The sequence below is a fragment of the Micromonospora sp. NPDC049081 genome (genome assembly GCF_040648835.1).
GTDB classification, from domain to species: Bacteria; Actinomycetota; Actinomycetes; order Mycobacteriales; family Micromonosporaceae; genus Micromonospora; species Micromonospora antibiotica.
Genome location: NZ_JBEZEK010000004.1, coordinates 168,538 through 183,614, shown reverse-complemented (window position 1 = coordinate 183,614; position 15,077 = coordinate 168,538). Strand labels below are relative to the sequence as shown.

The window sequence follows — 15,077 nt, the reverse complement described above, 5'->3', positions numbered from 1 at the left end:
GAGGATGACATCCGAGACGTTACGGCCGCCCCCGGCGACCCCGGGACAGGCGGCGGCGAACCCGGCCCCGCGACGCCGTCGCCGACGGTCCTGGCGGCGGTCCCTGCGTCGGGACTGGCAGCTCTACTCGCTGGCCGTCGTGCCGCTGCTGTTCTTCCTGGTGTTCCGCTACCTGCCGATGATCGGCAACGTGATCGCGTTCCGCCGGTTCAGCCCCGGCGGCAGCGTGTTCGGCGAATACTGGGTGGGCCTGCGGTACTTCCGGCTGTTCCTCGCCGACCCCACCTTCTGGCAGGTGTTCACCAACACCCTGGTGCTGGGCACGCTGACCCTGCTGTTCTGCTTCCCACTGCCGATCGTGCTGGCGCTGCTGCTCAACGAGGTCCGGGCCCGCCGGCTCAAGCGGTTCGTCCAGTCGGTGTCCTACCTGCCGCACTTCCTGTCCATCGTGATCGTCGCGGCGATGGTGATGCAGCTGCTGTCGATGGACGGCTCGGTCAACCAGCTGGTCCGGGGTCTCGGCGGCGAGGGCGTGCCGTTCCTGCAGCAGCCGGGCTGGTTCCGGGCCATCTACGTCTCCTCGGAGGTCTGGCAGACCGTCGGCTGGGGGACGATCCTCTACCTGGCGGCGCTCACCACCATCGACGAGAACCTCTACGAGGCGGCCCGCATCGACGGGGCCAACCGGTGGCGGCAGACCTGGCACGTCACGCTGCCCGGGATCCGGCCGACGATGGTGACCCTACTGATCCTCAACATCGGCACCTTCATGGCCGTCGGGTTCGAGAAGATCCTGCTGCTGTACAACCCGCTGACGTACCCGACCGCCGACGTGATCTCCACGTACCTGTTCCGGTTGGGCTTCGAGTCGAGCAACTTCAGCTACGCCGCCGCCATCGGCCTGTTCGAGGCGGTGATCGGGCTGATCCTGGTCCTCGGGGCGAACACCATCTCCCGGCGTACGGTCGGGACGAGCCTGTGGTGACCGTGGCCCCCGGCACGGCCGGCCCGAAGACGACACCACCCGTGCGGGCCCGCCGGTCCCGGGGCATCCGACCCACTCGGGGTTACCGGGTGTTCCAGGCGGTCAACGGGGTCGTGCTGACCCTCGTGGTGATCGTGACGCTCTACCCGTTCGTCAACATCGTGGCCCGGTCGCTCAGCGACGAGGCGCCGATCATCGCGGGCAAGGTCAACCTCGTCCCGCAGGGCTTCAACCTCACCGCCTACCGGCTGGTGATGTCCGACCCGATGTTCTGGACCAACTACCGCAACACCGTGGTCTACACCGTCGTGGCCACCGCCATCTCGATCGTGCTGACCACCTGCTACGCGTACGTGTTGTCCAAGCACCAGCTCCGAGGGCGTGGGGTGCTCGTCGGGATCGCCGTGTTCACCATGTTCTTCTCCGGCGGGCTGATCCCCAACTACGTGCTCATCACCAGCCTGGGGATGAAGAACAGCATCTGGGCGGTGGTGCTGCCCAACGCGATCAACGTGTTCAACCTGCTGGTGATGAAGGCGTTCTTCGAGAGCCTGCCGGTCGAGTTGGAGGAGGCCGCCGCCGTCGACGGGCTCAGCACGTACGGCACCCTGCTGCGGATCGTGTTGCCGCTGTCCAAGGCGATCATCGCCACGATGCTGCTGTTCTACGCGGTGTCCTTCTGGAACTCCTGGTTCACCGCGTTCCTCTACCTGGACCAGCAGGACCTGCTCCCGGTCACGGTCTACCTGCGCAACCTCATCGCCGGGGCGACCGGGGCGCAGTCGGCCGGCGGTGTCGCCGAGTCCGACGCGGTGCAGGCGGCGGCCACCATCCAGGCCGTGACCATCGTGCTCACCACCCTGCCGATCCTCGCGGTCTACCCCTTCATCCAACGGTTCTTCGTGTCCGGCGTGATGCTCGGCGCGGTCAAGGGGTAGCCCGACCGTTCCACTCCACCGCACCCCACACCACCCGATCGAAAGGACGAGCCATGTTCCACAGGACGTGGCGCCGCGTGGCGATAGCCACTGCCGGGCTGCTCACCCTCACCCTCGTCGGGGCCTGCTCCGATGACGCCCCGGAGGCCAAGAACCTCGACGGCAACCGGGCCGGCGCGATGGCCGACTACGGGATCGACAAGCAGTTCAAGGCCACCGAACCGCTGTCCTTCTCCATTCTCTACAACAACCACCCGAACTATCCGCTCAAGGACGACTGGCTGTTCTGGTCGGAGCTGACCAAGCGGACCAACGTCAAGCTCGCACCGGTGGCCGTGCCGCTGAGCGACTACGAGCAGAAGCGCAGCCTGCTGATCGGTGCCGGCGACGCCCCACTGATCATGCCGAAGACCTACCACCCGTCGGAGAACGCCTTCGTCTCATCCGGCGCGATCCTGCCGGTGAGCGACTACCTGGACCTGATGCCCAACCTCAAGGACAAGATCGCCAAGTGGAACCTCCAACCGGAGTTCGACACGCTGCGACAGTCCGACGGCAAGTTCTACCTGCTGCCCGGCCTGCACGAGAAGCCGTGGGCGGAATACTCGATCGCGGTGCGCACCGACATCCTCCAGCAGCTCAACCTCCAGATCCCCAAGACCTGGGACGAGCTGTACACCGTGCTCAAGGCGATGAAGGCGCGCTACCCCGACTCGTACCCGTACTCGGACCGGTGGAGCAAGCCGAACCCGGGCGGGGAACTGCTGAGCATCGTCGGCGCCGCGCACGGCCTCCGGACCGGCTGGAGCTGGAACCCCGCCACCTGGGACCCGGCGGCGAAGAAGTTCGTCTACACCGGCGCCACCGAGCAGTACAAGCAGGTGATCGTCTACCTCAACAAGCTGGTGGCCGAGAAGCTGCTCGACCCGGAGAGCTTCACCCAGACCGATGAGCAGGCCCGGCAGAAGCTCGCCAACGGCAAGTCCTTCGTCATCGGCAGCAACGCCCAGACCCTGGTCAACGACTACCGTCCCGACCTGGCCAAGACCCTGCCGAACGCCAAGCTGACGAAGATCCCGATGCTGGTCGGCCCGGCCGGCGAGATCAACCCGGCCAGCCGGCTGGAGAACGGCATCATGATCTCCAAGAAGGCCCGGGACAGCAAGAACTTCGTGGCGATGATGCAGTTCATCGACTGGCTGTACTACTCCGACGCCGGTCAGGAGTTCGCCAAGTGGGGCGTCGAGGGCACCACCTTCACCAAGGACGCCGGCAAGTACACCCTGAACCCCGACGTCGACATGATCGGGCTCAACCCCAAGGGCAGCAAGCACCTGCAGAAGGACTTCGGCTTCGGCAACGGGGTGTTCTCCTACGGCGGCAAGCTCGACCTGGTGCAGTCGTTCTTCTCGCCGGAGGAGATGGAGTTCCAGAAGGTGATGAACGCCCGGACGCCGCTGCCGGTGGACCCGCCGGCCCCGCTCACCGACGAGGAGCGGGAGCAGGCGTCGCTGTGGGAGACCCCGCTGAAGGACCACGTCGTGCAGAACACGCTCAAGTTCATCCTCGGCCAGCGTCCCCTCACCGAGTGGGACGCCTACGTCGGTGAGCTGAAGGCCAAGAACGCCGACCAGTACATCGGCCTGGTCAACAAGGCGCACGAGCGGTTCGAGAAGGACAACGGCTGACCGACCCGGTCCGACCCGGTCCGGCCGGGCCCTGCCACGGGTCCGGCCGGACCGGTCACCGACGCGGCGACCACCGGAGGACGACCACGATGCGGATCACCGTTCCCGCCCAGCCCGTGGGGCGGCTCACCGACGCCTGGCGGCACTGTGTCGGCACCGGGCGTTTCGAGCTGGCCCTGCGCCGCGACTACCAGGACTCGCTGGCCCTGATCCAGCAGGACATCGGCTTCCGGCACATCCGCGGGCACGGCCTGCTCAGCGACGGCGTCGGTGTCCACCGTCCCTACCAGCACGGCGGCGAACGGCGGGTGCACCACTCCTTCACGTACGTCGACCAGGTCGTCGACGCCTACCTCGGGCTGGGCATCCGACCCTTCGTGGAGTTGGGCTTCATGCCCGAGGCGCTGGCCTCCGGCGGGCAGACGGTGTTCTGGTGGCAGGGCAACGTCACCCCGCCCCGCTGCTGGTCGGAGTGGGCCGACCTGGTCCGCGCCACGGTGGCCCACCTGGTCGACCGGTACGGCCTCGACGAGGTGCGGGGCTGGCCGATCGAGGTGTGGAACGAGCCCAACCTGCCCGACTTCTGGCAGGGTGCGGACCGGGACGCCTACCACCGCCTCTACGAGGTCACCGCGCACGCGGTCAAGGAGGTCGACGCCGGGTTGCAGGTCGGCGGCCCGGCCATCTCACCCGGCGCGGACGACTGGCTGGAACCCTTCGCCGACTTCGTCGCCGCACGCGGCGTGCCTGTCGACTTCGTCAGCCGGCACGCCTACACCTCCGGTCCCGCCCAGCACGTACCCTTCGGCACCCACCAGACGCTGGCCCCGGCGTCGTCGCTGCTGGAGCAGTTCGCCGCGCCCCGGCGGCACCTCTACGGCACCGCCCTGGCGGAGCTGCCGGTGCACATCACCGAGTTCAACTCCTCCTACCGGCCGGACAACCCGATCCACGACACGGCCTTCCATGCCGCGTACCTCGCCCCGGTGCTGGCGGCCGGCGGCGACCTGGTCGACTCCTTCTCGTACTGGACGTTCAGCGACATGTTCGAGGAGACGGGGGTGCCGACCGCGTTGTTCCACGGCGGGTTCGGCCTGCTCACCCACCGGCAGATCAAGAAACCCACCTACCACCTGTACGCCTTCATGGCCCGCCTCGGCGACGAGGTGCTGGCGCGCGGTGCGGACCACCTGGTCACCCGGCATCCCGACGGCCGGGTCGCCGTGCTGGCCTGGGCGCCGGTGGACGTGACGGGCCACACGCCGGTGCCCGACCGGCACCCGCTGGCCCTGTCGGTGCCGGTGGGCCCGCCCGGTGCCTCGTCGGTGTTCCTGCTCCGCTCGTCGGTCAGCGAGGAGGCCGGTAACGCCTGGACCGCCTGGAGCGAGATGGGCCGTCCCCGGTCTCCCCGCCCCGGGCAGTTGGACAGCCTGCGGGAGGCCGCCGAGCCGACCCGCTCCCACCGGGCCCTGCCGGTCACCGCCGGTCGGGTCGACCTCGACCTCACCCTGGCCCGGCACGAGGTCACCCTGGTCGAGTTGGCGGCGGTGCGCGACGAGACCCCGCCGTGGTGGGACGAGGCCCGGCTGCTCGGCGGCCCCACCGAACGCACCCCGCCGACGGACCGGGACGAGCGGTCGTGAGCGCGCAGCCCTGGCGGGAGTTCGGCGACGGTCCACTGTCGCGGGCCGCCGCGTCGATCTACACGGTGCTCGTCGTCGGGCTGCTGCTGGCACTGGTCACCCTGCCCGGACTGGTCCCGCTGCTCCTGCTCGGCCGGGACGCCAGCAACCTGCCGCTGGTCGCGGTCTGCCTGCTCCCCGTCGGCCCGGCGGTCTCCGCCGCCCTGTACGCCCTGCACCACCAACGCCCCGACCTGACCGACCTGCACCCCGCGGCCCGGTTCTGGCAGGGCTACCGGGCCAACCTGCCGCAGGTGCTGCGGCTCTGGGTGCCGCTGCTGCTGTGGCTGACCGTCCTCGGGGTCAACCTCACCCACCTGTCCGCCGCGGGCGTCCCGGCCGGCTGGGCGGTGCCGCTGGTCGGGCTCGGCGTGCTGCTCGTGCTGATCGGCGGCAACGCCCTGGTGATCGCCTCGCTGTTTACCTTCCGCACCCGCGACGTGCTGCGGCTGGCGGTGCACTTCCTGATCCGCACCCCGGGCGTCACCGTCGGCAACCTGCTGTTGCTGGCCGCCGCCGCGGCGCTCACCGTGCTCTTCTCCGAGGCGCTGCTGGCGTTGCTGGCCGTGCTGTTCGTCGTGGCGTACCTGCGGGTCGCCACGGCGATGACCGACATCGTGCGGAAGGACTTCACCGGATGACCAGGCCCGTCACCGTCCCGGCCGGAGTGAGCGGCGCCGGGGAACCCCGGCCGCATCCCGCCTGGCTGCCGCCGCAGGCGTGGCGGCCCCTCGGCGTACGCAGGGTGGTGGTGCACGGCGACGGTCTGCTGGTCGACACGGTCTTCGCCGAGGTGGCGCAGGCCTGCGCCGCACACGGCGGACGGGTGGACCGCACCGGCACCGACGGCGCGTCGGCGGTCGACCCCGTCGACCTGGTGCTCGCCCTGCGTGACCCGGGACCGCTGCCGTCGGCGGTGCCGGCCGCCGTGACGGCGGGCCCGACCCCCGACGGGCCGCTCGGCGACGAGGGGTTCCTGCTGACCCGGGTCGACGACGTGACGGTGGTGCTGGCCGACGCCCCGGCCGGGCTGCTGTACGGGCTGTTCCACCTGGTCCGGCTCGGCGAGGCCGCGCACACCGGGGACCACCCGGCGCGGGCGCACCGACCCGCGTTGCGCCGCCGGATGCTCGACCACTGGGACAACGTGGCCGTGCACCCGGTGATGGGGCAGGTGGAACGCGGCTACGCCGGTGGCTCGATCTTCTGGCGCGACGGCGGCCCGCGCGGCGACCGGGACCGGCTGCGGGCGTACGCCCGGCTGCTCGCCGCCTGCGGCGTCAACGCGATCTCGGTGAACAACGTCAACGTGGGGCTGACCGAGGCGCGGCTGCTGACCGACCGGCTCGACGACGTGGTCGACCTCGCCGACCTGCTGCGCCCGTACGGCATCCGGGTGCACCTGTCGGTGACCTTCGCCGCTCCCGTCGTCCTCGGTGGCCTGCCCACCGCCGACCCCCTCGACGACGGGGTGCGGGACTGGTGGGAGAGCACCACCCGCCGGGTCTACGCGCGCATCCCCGACTTCGGCGGGTACGTGGTGAAGGCCGACTCGGAGGGGCAGCCCGGCCCGTTCAGCTACGGGCGTGACCACGCCGACGGGGCGAACCTGCTGGCCGCCGCGCTCGCCCCGCACGGGGCAGTGGTGCACTGGCGGGCGTTCGTCTACGACCACCGGCAGGACTGGCGGGACCGGACGACCGACCGGGCCCGCGCCGCGTACGACCACTTCGCCCCACTGGACGGGCGGTTCGCCGACAACGTCGTCCTCCAGGTGAAGTTCGGCCCGGTCGACTTCCAGCCCCGGGAGCCGGTGTCGCCGGTGATCGCGGCGATGCCCGCCACCCGGGTGGCGGTGGAGTTGCAGGTGACCCAGGAGTACACCGGCCAGCAGTGGCACGCGTGCTACCTCGCCCCCTGGTGGCACGAGGTGCTGGCCTTCCGGCCGTGGGGGCCGGCGGAGCGCAGCGTCACCGACGTGCTGGCGGACGTGCCCGGTCCCGGGCCGCACCGGGGTGGTGACCTGGTCGCCGTCGCCAACGTCGGTGACGACCCGTTCTGGTGCGGGCACCCGCTCGCCCAGGCCAACCTGTACGCCTTCGGGCGGCTGGCCTGGGATCCGGGCCTGGCTGCCGACGCGATCCTCGACGAGTGGATCGACCTGACCTTCCCGGCGTCGACGGTGGGTGACCCGGCATTGGTCCGTGAGACGCTGCACGCGGTGCTCGACGACTCCTGGCGCACCTACGAGCGCTACACCGCCCCGTTGGGGGTCGGCTTCATGGTCAATCCGGCCGGCCACTACGGGCCGGGGGTGGACGGCTACGAGTACAGCCGGTGGGGCACCTACCACTTCGCCGACCGCGACGGCGTCGGCGTGGACCGGACCTGCGCGACCGGCACCGGTTTCGCCGGCCAGTACCCGCCGCCCTGGTCCCAGGTGTACGAGTCGCTGGAGCGGTGCCCGGACGAGCTGCTGCTCTTCTTCCACCACGTGCCCTACTCGCACGTCCTGCACAGCGGCGTCACCGTCATCCAGCACATCTACGACACGCACTTCGCCGGGGTGGCGGAGGTGGTGGCGATGCGGGACCGGTGGACCCGGCTCGCCGGGGTGATCGACCAGGCGGTGTACGACCGGGTCGTCGAGCGTTTCGACGAGCAGTTGCGCTGTGCGACCGAGTGGCGGGACCAGGTCAACACGTACTTCTTCCGCAAGTCCGGGGTGCCCGACGCCCGGGGCCGCCGCATCCACTGACCAGCGCCGCGTATCCGGCCGGCGTGGGCCGACCCGCCGGACGCCGGGACGTGGCACGATCACGGGGGTGAGCAGCAGATCCGCCCCCGACCAGCAGCTCCGCGACCTGGCCCGGCTGCGCCGGGTGCGGGACCGCATCGACCGGGAGTACGCCCGACCGCTGGACGTCGAGGCGCTCGCCCGGGGTGTGCACATGTCGGCCGGTCACCTGAGCCGGCAGTTCCGTCGCGCCTACGGCGAGTCACCGTACTCCTATCTGATGACCCGGCGCATCGAGCGGGCGATGGCGCTGCTGCGTCGGGGCGACCTCAGCGTCACCGAGGTCTGCTTCGCGGTCGGCTGCTCGTCGCTGGGCACCTTCAGCACCCGCTTCGCCGAGCTGGTCGGCATGCCGCCGAGCAGCTACCGGGCGTTGGCGGCGCAGGGGTCGGCCCAGTTGCCGCCGTGCCTGACCAAACAGGTGACCCGACCGGTCAGGAATCGAGAAGCACCCGCCACCATCATCACCTAGCGTGAGCGGCATGGATCTCACCATCGACACCTGCGTCCTGCCGCACGACGACCCGGACGCCTCGCTGGTCTTCTACCGCGACATCCTCGGCTTCGAGGTCCGCAACGACGTCGGCTCGGGCAGGATGCGCTGGATCACCGTCGGGCCACCCGGCCAGCCCGGAACGTCGATCCTGCTGGCCCCACCGGCGGTCGACCCCGGGGTCACCGACGAGGAGCGCCGGACCATCGCCGAGATGATGGCCAAGGGCACCTACGGCTGGCTCATGCTGGCCACCCCCGACCTCGACGGCACCTTCGAGACGGTGCAGGCCAGTGCCGCCGAGGTCGTCCAGGAGCCGATCGACCAGCCGTACGGGGTGCGCGACTGCGCCTTCCGCGACCCGGCCGGCAACCTGATCCGGGTCAAGGAGCTGCGCTGACTGCCCGTCCGGTGGGGTGGTCGGTCAGCAGTAGGTCCAGTCGCCCCACTGGTCGATCGGTACGTTGCAGGTGCTGCCCCGGGCCCAGGTCCCGTTCGAGTAGTAGAAGTTGACGGTCACGAACCCGCGCCACCACCAGCCGTAGAGCTGGCCGTAGCCGGACGAGTCGAGCGGGATCGAGGGGGAGTAGACCCAGTCGCCTGACTGGTTGTATCCCTCCAGGTAGACGAACCCGTAGGCCGGGCCGCTGTAGTTGAACGCGATCTGCTGACCGTTGGAGCCGGCCACCGCAGGCGGGGCGGCGGCTGTCACGGCGGCCATCGTGACGGCCGCACCGACCGCGATCCTGCCGATTCTCGTCGGTATCCGCATGTTCACCTCTTCTGACCGTGGCGTCGACGTGGCTGGCGGCGGCCGCAGGCGCGCGGGCCGGGTCTTCTGCCGCCGGAGGGAGCGGCGGTGGCCGTCAGAAGCAGGAGGTCCAGTCCGAACCGCTCTGCTCGGTCGGTACCCAGCAGGTACGGCTGTCCCGGCTGGTCCCGTCGGCGTAGTAGAAGTGCACCGTGACCCACCCCTTCCACCACCAGTCGCTCAACGCCCCGTAGCCGGTGGCACCGAGGTAGATCGACGGGGAGGTCACGTACTGTCCGTTGTTGTTGGTGCCCTCGAGGGTGGCGCGGCCCCAGGCGGGACCCCAGTCGAAGTAGACCTGTTGCCCGTTCGAGCCGGCGCGGGCCGGCGTCCCGGCGGACAGGCCGCCGGCCACCCCCACCGCCACCGCGACTGTCGTGGCGAGGAGCCGGCCCGTCCGGGCCCGACCCGCGCCGGTCCGTGCTGTCGTCATGGCACCATCCCCACTCCGGTGTGACCGCCTGCATACGTACGGTAGACCTCGGTGGGTCGGATGCCCAGACGTCCCCGGCGGTCCCGCGCTCACCAGGGGTGGACGGTGCCGTCCTCCAGCCGGTTGACCGGCAGGTACGCCGGGGCGTACGGGTAGCGGGCCGCCGCCTGCTCGTCGATGTCCACCCCGAGGCCGGGGGTTTCCGCCGGGTGCAGGTAGCCGTCGGCGTAGTGGTAGCCGTGCGGGAAGACCTCGTCGGTGGCGTCGGTGTGCCGCATGTACTCCTGCAGCCCGAAGTTGGGGATGGCCAGGTCGACGTGGAGGGCGGCGGCCATGCAGACGGGGGAGAGGTCGGTGGCCCCGTGCGAGCCGCTGCGCACGTGGTGCAGCGCCGCCAGGTCGAAGATGCGCCGCAGGTGGGTGATCCCACCGGCGTGCACCACCGTGGTGCGGATGTAGTCGATGAGCTGTTCCCGGATGAGCTGGGCGGCGTCCCAGATGCTGTTGAACACCTCGCCGACGGCGACCGGGGTGGTGGTGTGCTGCCGGATCAGCCGGAAGCCCTCCGGCAACTCGGCGGGGACCGGGTCCTCCATCCAGGTCAGCGCGTACGGTTCCAGGCTCCTGCCGAGCCGGGCGGCCTCGATCGGGCTGAGCCGGTGGTGCACGTCGTGCAGCAGCCGCAGGGTGGGGCCGAACTCGTCGCGTACCCGGGCGAAGACCGTCGGGACGTGCGCGAGGTAACGCGCGGTGGACCAGGTGGCCTCGCTGGGCAGGGCCGCGTCGGCCGGCTCGTAGAACAGCTTGTCGGTGCTGACCCCGTAGGTCTTGGGTAGGCCGGGCACGCCGCACTGCACCCGGACGGCCCGGTAGCCGAGGTCGACGTAGCGGGCGACCTCGACCAGCACGTCCTCGACGGTCTCGCCGTTGGCGTGCCCGTAGACGGTGACCCCGTCGCGGGACCGGCCGCCGAGCAGCTGGTAGACCGGCAGGCCGGCGACCTTGCCCTTGATGTCCCACAGCGCGGTGTCCACGGCGGCGATGGCGCTCATCGTCACCGGCCCCCGTCGCCAGTAGGCGCCCTGGTAGAGGTACTGCCAGGTGTCCTCGATCCGGGCCGGGTCCCGCCCGATCAGCAGCGGCACCACGTGGTCGCGCAGGTAGGACGCGACGGCCAGCTCGCGGCCGTTGAGGGTGGCGTCACCGACGCCGGTGACCCCCTCGTCGGTGACGATCTTGAGGGTGACGAAGTTGCGGCCCGGGCAGGTGACGATGACCCGGGCGTCGACGATCCGCACACGGCCTCCTTCGGGTGGCGACGAAGGCCGTGTGGTCCGCCGCGCGGACGAAGGCCGTGGTCCGTTCCGCGTGGGTGGCCGGTGGGCGGCGACGACGCCGGATGGCATCCGTCGTCGCCCGTCCGGCCCGGCTGTCGGCCCGCCACGTGGTCGCCCCGAAGTCTGGAACCGCCCGCGCGGGCGTGTCAAGGGCCGGCCTGGACGAACGGATGTGACCGCTCACCTGGTCGTCGCATGCCGGCTGCTCGATGGCTGGTCGCAGCGGTGATGGTGGATGCCGTGCCGGGGCCGCTCAGGATGGTTACGGCAGTGTTACATGGATGCGCCTTGACGGATTCCATGTGAGCGCTAACACTTGCCCCCAACGATTGAACGGAGAACGGCATGGATGCAGGCGCGAACCCGCAGGACCGGTACGTCGTCGGCGTCGACTACGGCACGCTGTCGGGTCGGGCGCTGGTGGTGCGGGTCGGCGACGGCGCCGAGCTGGGCACGGCGGTGCACGAGTACCGCCACGCGGTGATGGAGACGACGCTCGCCGCCGACGGCCAGCCCCTGCCGGCCGACTGGGCGCTGCAGGACCCGGACGACTACCGCGAGGTGCTGCGCGAGGCGGTACCCGCCGCGCTCGCCGCGAGCGGCGTCGACCCGGCCCAGGTGGTCGCCATCGGCATCGACTTCACCGCCTGCACCGTGCTGCCCACCCTGGCCGACGGCACGCCGCTGTGCGAGCTGCCGGACCTGCGTACCCGCCCGCACGCCTGGGTGAAGCTGTGGAAGCACCACGCCGCCCAGCCGCAGGCCGACCGGATCAACGCGCTGGCCCACTCCCGGGGCGAGTCCTGGATCGGCCGCTACGGCGGCAAGATCTCCGCCGAGTGGCAGTACGCCAAGGGGCTGCAGCTGCTGGAGGAGGACCCGGAGGTCTACGCCCGCGCCGAGCGCTGGATCGAGGCCGCCGACTGGATCGTCTGGCAGCTGTGCGGCGTCGAGACCCGTAACGTCTGCACCGCGGGTTACAAGGGGCTGCTCCAGGACGGCCACTACCCGTCCCCGGCCTACCTGTCCGCGCTGAACCCCGGCTTCGCCGACTTCGTCGCCAAGATCGACGGGCCGCTGGCGCAGCTCGGCGCGCGGGCCGGCGGGCTGACCGCGCAGGCCGCCGCCTGGACCGGGCTGCCGGAGGGGATCGCGGTGGCCGTCGGCAACGTCGACGCCCACGTCACCGCCGCCGCCGCGCAGGCGCTGACCCCCGGCCGGCTGGTCGCCATCATGGGCACCTCCACCTGCCACGTGGTCAACGGTACCGAGCGGGCCGAGGTCGCCGGCATGTGCGGGGTGGTCGACGGCGGGATCAGCGCCGGCTCCTGGGGCTACGAGGCCGGCCAGAGCGGCGTCGGTGACATCTTCGGCTGGTACGTCAAGCACGCCGCCCCCGCCGGGTTCGCCTCCCACGAGGAGCTGACCGCCGCCGCCGCGGCCCAGCCCGTCGGCGCCCACGGCCTGGTGGCCCTGGACTGGTGGAACGGCAACCGCTCCCTGCTGGTCAACCACGACCTCAGCGGGGTGCTCGTCGGGCTGACCCTGGCCACCCGGCCGCCGGACGTCTACCGCGCGCTGCTGGAGTCCACCGCGTACGGCACCCGCATGATCATCGAGGCGTTCGCCGAGGCGGGCGTCCCGGTCGACGAGCTGATCGTGGCCGGCGGGCTCACCAACAACAGCCTGCTGATGCAGATCTACGCCGACGTGACCCGGCGTCCGCTGGGCATCATCGGTTCGGCGCAGGGTCCGGCCCTCGGGTCGGCGATCCACGCGGCGGTCGCGGCCGGGGCGTACCCCGACGTGCCGACCGCCTCGGCGGCGATGGGCCGGGTCGACCGCGAGGTCTACCGGCCCGACCCGGAGCGGGCCCGCGCCTACGACGCGCTCTACGCCGAGTACCGCCGGCTGCACGACCACTTCGGTCGGGGCGGCGACGACGTGCTGCTGCGGCTGCGGGCGATCCGCAACGCGGCCCGCCGCCCCGCCGTCAACCCCGCGGCCGACCCGACCACCCACCCCCTGGAGGTGCCGGCATGACCCTCGACCTCGACGCCGAGGTGGCCCGGCTGCGCGAGCAGGTGGCCACCCTGCACGGCGAGCTGGTGCGCTACAACCTGGTGGCCTGGACGGCGGGCAACGTCTCGGCCCGGGTGCCCGGCCGGGAGCTGATGGTGATCAAGCCGAGCGGGGTGTCCTACGACGACCTGCGGCCCGACAACATGATCGTCTGCGACCTCGACGGGGTCGTGGTCGACGGTGACCTGTCACCGTCGAGCGACACCGCCGCCCACGCCTACGTCTACCGGGCGATGCCCGAGGTCGGCGGCGTGGTGCACACCCACAGCGGGTACGCCACCGCCTGGGCCGCCTGCGGCGAGGCGATCCCGTGCCACCTCACCGCCCAGGCCGACGAGTTCGGCGGCGAGATCCCGGTCGGTCCGTTCGCGCTCATCGGCGGCGACGACATCGGCAAGGGCATCGTGGCGACCCTGTCCGGGCACCGCTCACCGGCGGTGCTGATGCGCAACCACGGCGTGTTCACCATCGGCCGGGACGCCCGCTCGGCGGTGAAGGCCGCCGTCATGTGCGAGGACGTGGCCCGGACCGCGTACCTGGCCCGGTCGCTCGGCACCCCCGTGCCGATGGCCCAGGCCGACATCGACTCCCTCTACCACCGCTACCAGAACGTCTACGGGCAACCGGGGCCGTAACCGCGGCCCCGCCCGTCCTCGCCACCGGCCGCCCCGTGCGGACCGGTCGATCCACCGCAACCCGATGCACCACCCCTGGAAGGTCCGGTCCGTCCGGCGTGCCGTCCGGCCGGTCCTTCCCGCAGTAGCACCATCCCCCACCTCATCCCCGTACAAGGAGTCTTCACATGGCGAAGACCGGTATTACCCTCACCCGGCGTGGCCTCGGCGCGATGCTCGCCGTCGGCCTGCTGGCCGGCGGACTCGCCGGCTGCGGCAACAGCGACACCGGCGGTGACGACAAGAGCGGCGGCAGCGGCAACGGCAAGCTCGTCATGGGCTTCTCGCAGGTCGGCGCGGAGAGCGGCTGGCGGACGGCGAACACCAACTCGATCAAGGAGTCCGCCACCGCGGCCGGCATCGAGCTGAAGTTCGACGACGCGCAGGGCAAGCAGGAGAACCAGATCAAGGCGCTCCGCAACTTCATCCAGCAGAAGGTGGACGTGATCGCCTTCTCGCCGGTGGTGGAGTCGGGCTGGGACACCGTGCTCAAGGAGGCCAAGGACGCCAAGATCCCGGTGATCCTGACCGACCGGGCCGTCGACTCGGCCGACAAGAGCCTCTACAAGACCTTCATCGGCTCGGACTTCGTCAAGGAGGGCAAGCTCGCCGGCGAGTGGCTGGTCAAGGAGAAGGCGTCCGCGGCCGGTCCGGTGAACATCGTCGAGCTCCAGGGCACCACCGGCGCGGCCCCGGCCAACGACCGCAAGAAGGGCTTCGCCGAGGCGATCGCCGCCAACCCCAACCTGAAGGTCGTCGCCTCGCAGAGCGGTGACTTCACCCGGGCCGGCGGCAAGCAGGTCATGGAGCAGTTCCTCAAGGCCAACCCGAAGATCGACGTGCTCTTCGCGCACAACGACGACATGGGCCTGGGCGCGCTGGAGGCGATCACCGCGGCGGGCAAGACGCCCGGCAAGGACATCACCATCATCACCGTCGACGCGGTCAAGGACGGCATGCAGGCGCTTGCTGACGGGAAGTTCAACTTCATCGCGGAGTGCAGCCCGCTGCTCGGCCCGCAGCTGATGGACCTGGCCAAGAAGGTCAAGGCCGGCGAGGAGGTCCCGGCCCGGGTCGAGACCGAGGAGACCACCTTCACCCAGGAGCAGGCCAAGGCGGCCCTGCCCAACCGGAAGTACTGATCCGACCGGAGGCCG

14 protein-coding genes are annotated in these 15,077 nt (G+C 70.9%); 11 read left to right on the top strand and 3 right to left on the bottom strand.

The window, feature by feature from the left end; genetic code table 11:
- Nucleotides 1–4: 4 nt before the first annotated feature.
- The 8 genes from AB0B63_RS09525 (at nucleotide 5) to AB0B63_RS09490 (ending at nucleotide 8,983) form a co-directional block, all read left to right on the top strand.
- On the top strand, nucleotides 5–985 hold the full coding sequence (locus AB0B63_RS09525; protein ID WP_244252070.1) for an ABC transporter permease subunit: 981 nt from the start codon (nucleotides 5–7) through the stop codon (nucleotides 983–985).
- On the top strand, nucleotides 982–1,923 hold the full coding sequence (locus AB0B63_RS09520) for a carbohydrate ABC transporter permease (protein ID WP_307799128.1): 942 nt from the start codon (nucleotides 982–984) through the stop codon (nucleotides 1,921–1,923). Before AB0B63_RS09525 ends, AB0B63_RS09520 begins: the two co-directional genes overlap by 4 nt.
- 77 nt (nucleotides 1,924–2,000) lie before the next feature.
- Complete coding sequence (locus AB0B63_RS09515) at nucleotides 2,001–3,611, top strand: extracellular solute-binding protein (RefSeq protein ID WP_357016306.1); 1,611 nt, start codon at nucleotides 2,001–2,003, stop codon at nucleotides 3,609–3,611.
- Between the two features lie 89 nt (nucleotides 3,612–3,700).
- Entirely contained in the window at nucleotides 3,701–5,254 is a 1,554-nt protein-coding gene (locus tag AB0B63_RS09510) for a xylan 1,4-beta-xylosidase (protein WP_357016303.1), read from the top strand.
- Entirely contained in the window at nucleotides 5,251–5,934 is a 684-nt protein-coding gene (locus tag AB0B63_RS09505) for a DUF624 domain-containing protein (protein WP_208566703.1), read from the top strand. The genes AB0B63_RS09510 and AB0B63_RS09505 overlap by 4 nt, the downstream gene beginning before the upstream one ends.
- Nucleotides 5,931–8,051, top strand: a complete 2,121-nt coding sequence (locus AB0B63_RS09500) for an alpha-glucuronidase (protein WP_357016298.1) — start codon at nucleotides 5,931–5,933, stop codon at nucleotides 8,049–8,051. Before AB0B63_RS09505 ends, AB0B63_RS09500 begins: the two co-directional genes overlap by 4 nt.
- A gap of 67 nt (nucleotides 8,052–8,118) precedes the next feature.
- Nucleotides 8,119–8,562, top strand: coding sequence for a helix-turn-helix transcriptional regulator (locus AB0B63_RS09495; RefSeq protein ID WP_208566701.1), 444 nt, complete (start codon nucleotides 8,119–8,121; stop codon nucleotides 8,560–8,562).
- A 10-nt stretch (nucleotides 8,563–8,572) separates the two neighbouring features.
- On the top strand, nucleotides 8,573–8,983 hold the full coding sequence (locus AB0B63_RS09490; RefSeq protein WP_357016296.1) for a VOC family protein: 411 nt from the start codon (nucleotides 8,573–8,575) through the stop codon (nucleotides 8,981–8,983).
- Between the two features lie 24 nt (nucleotides 8,984–9,007).
- On the opposite strand, the gene AB0B63_RS09485 is transcribed toward AB0B63_RS09490, so the two are convergent.
- From AB0B63_RS09485 to manD, 3 genes are all read right to left on the bottom strand, one after another.
- Nucleotides 9,008–9,304 carry a hypothetical protein gene (locus AB0B63_RS09485; RefSeq protein WP_357016293.1) on the bottom strand — a complete coding sequence of 99 codons (297 nt, stop codon included), beginning with the start codon at nucleotides 9,302–9,304 and terminating at the stop codon, nucleotides 9,008–9,010.
- Between the two features lie 145 nt (nucleotides 9,305–9,449).
- Nucleotides 9,450–9,827 (bottom strand): hypothetical protein, encoded by a 378-nt coding sequence (locus AB0B63_RS09480; RefSeq protein WP_357016290.1) that lies wholly within the window; start codon nucleotides 9,825–9,827, stop codon nucleotides 9,450–9,452.
- 89 nt (nucleotides 9,828–9,916) lie between these two features.
- Nucleotides 9,917–11,125: a D-mannonate dehydratase ManD gene (manD, locus tag AB0B63_RS09475; RefSeq protein WP_357016287.1), complete on the bottom strand. Its 1,209-nt coding sequence runs from the start codon at nucleotides 11,123–11,125 to the stop codon at nucleotides 9,917–9,919.
- A gap of 384 nt (nucleotides 11,126–11,509) precedes the next feature.
- Here manD and araB point away from each other — a divergent pair, with 384 nt between their 5' ends.
- The 3 genes from araB to AB0B63_RS09460 all read left to right on the top strand — a co-directional run bounded on the left by araB (nucleotide 11,510) and on the right by AB0B63_RS09460 (nucleotide 15,062).
- Complete coding sequence (gene araB / locus AB0B63_RS09470; protein ID WP_208566696.1) at nucleotides 11,510–13,207, top strand: ribulokinase; 1,698 nt, start codon at nucleotides 11,510–11,512, stop codon at nucleotides 13,205–13,207.
- On the top strand, nucleotides 13,204–13,881 hold the full coding sequence (locus AB0B63_RS09465; RefSeq protein ID WP_357016284.1) for an L-ribulose-5-phosphate 4-epimerase: 678 nt from the start codon (nucleotides 13,204–13,206) through the stop codon (nucleotides 13,879–13,881). Before araB ends, AB0B63_RS09465 begins: the two co-directional genes overlap by 4 nt.
- A 167-nt stretch (nucleotides 13,882–14,048) precedes the next feature.
- Nucleotides 14,049–15,062 (top strand): ABC transporter substrate-binding protein, encoded by a 1,014-nt coding sequence (locus tag AB0B63_RS09460; protein WP_208566694.1) that lies wholly within the window; start codon nucleotides 14,049–14,051, stop codon nucleotides 15,060–15,062.
- The last annotated feature ends 15 nt before the right edge of the window (nucleotides 15,063–15,077 follow it).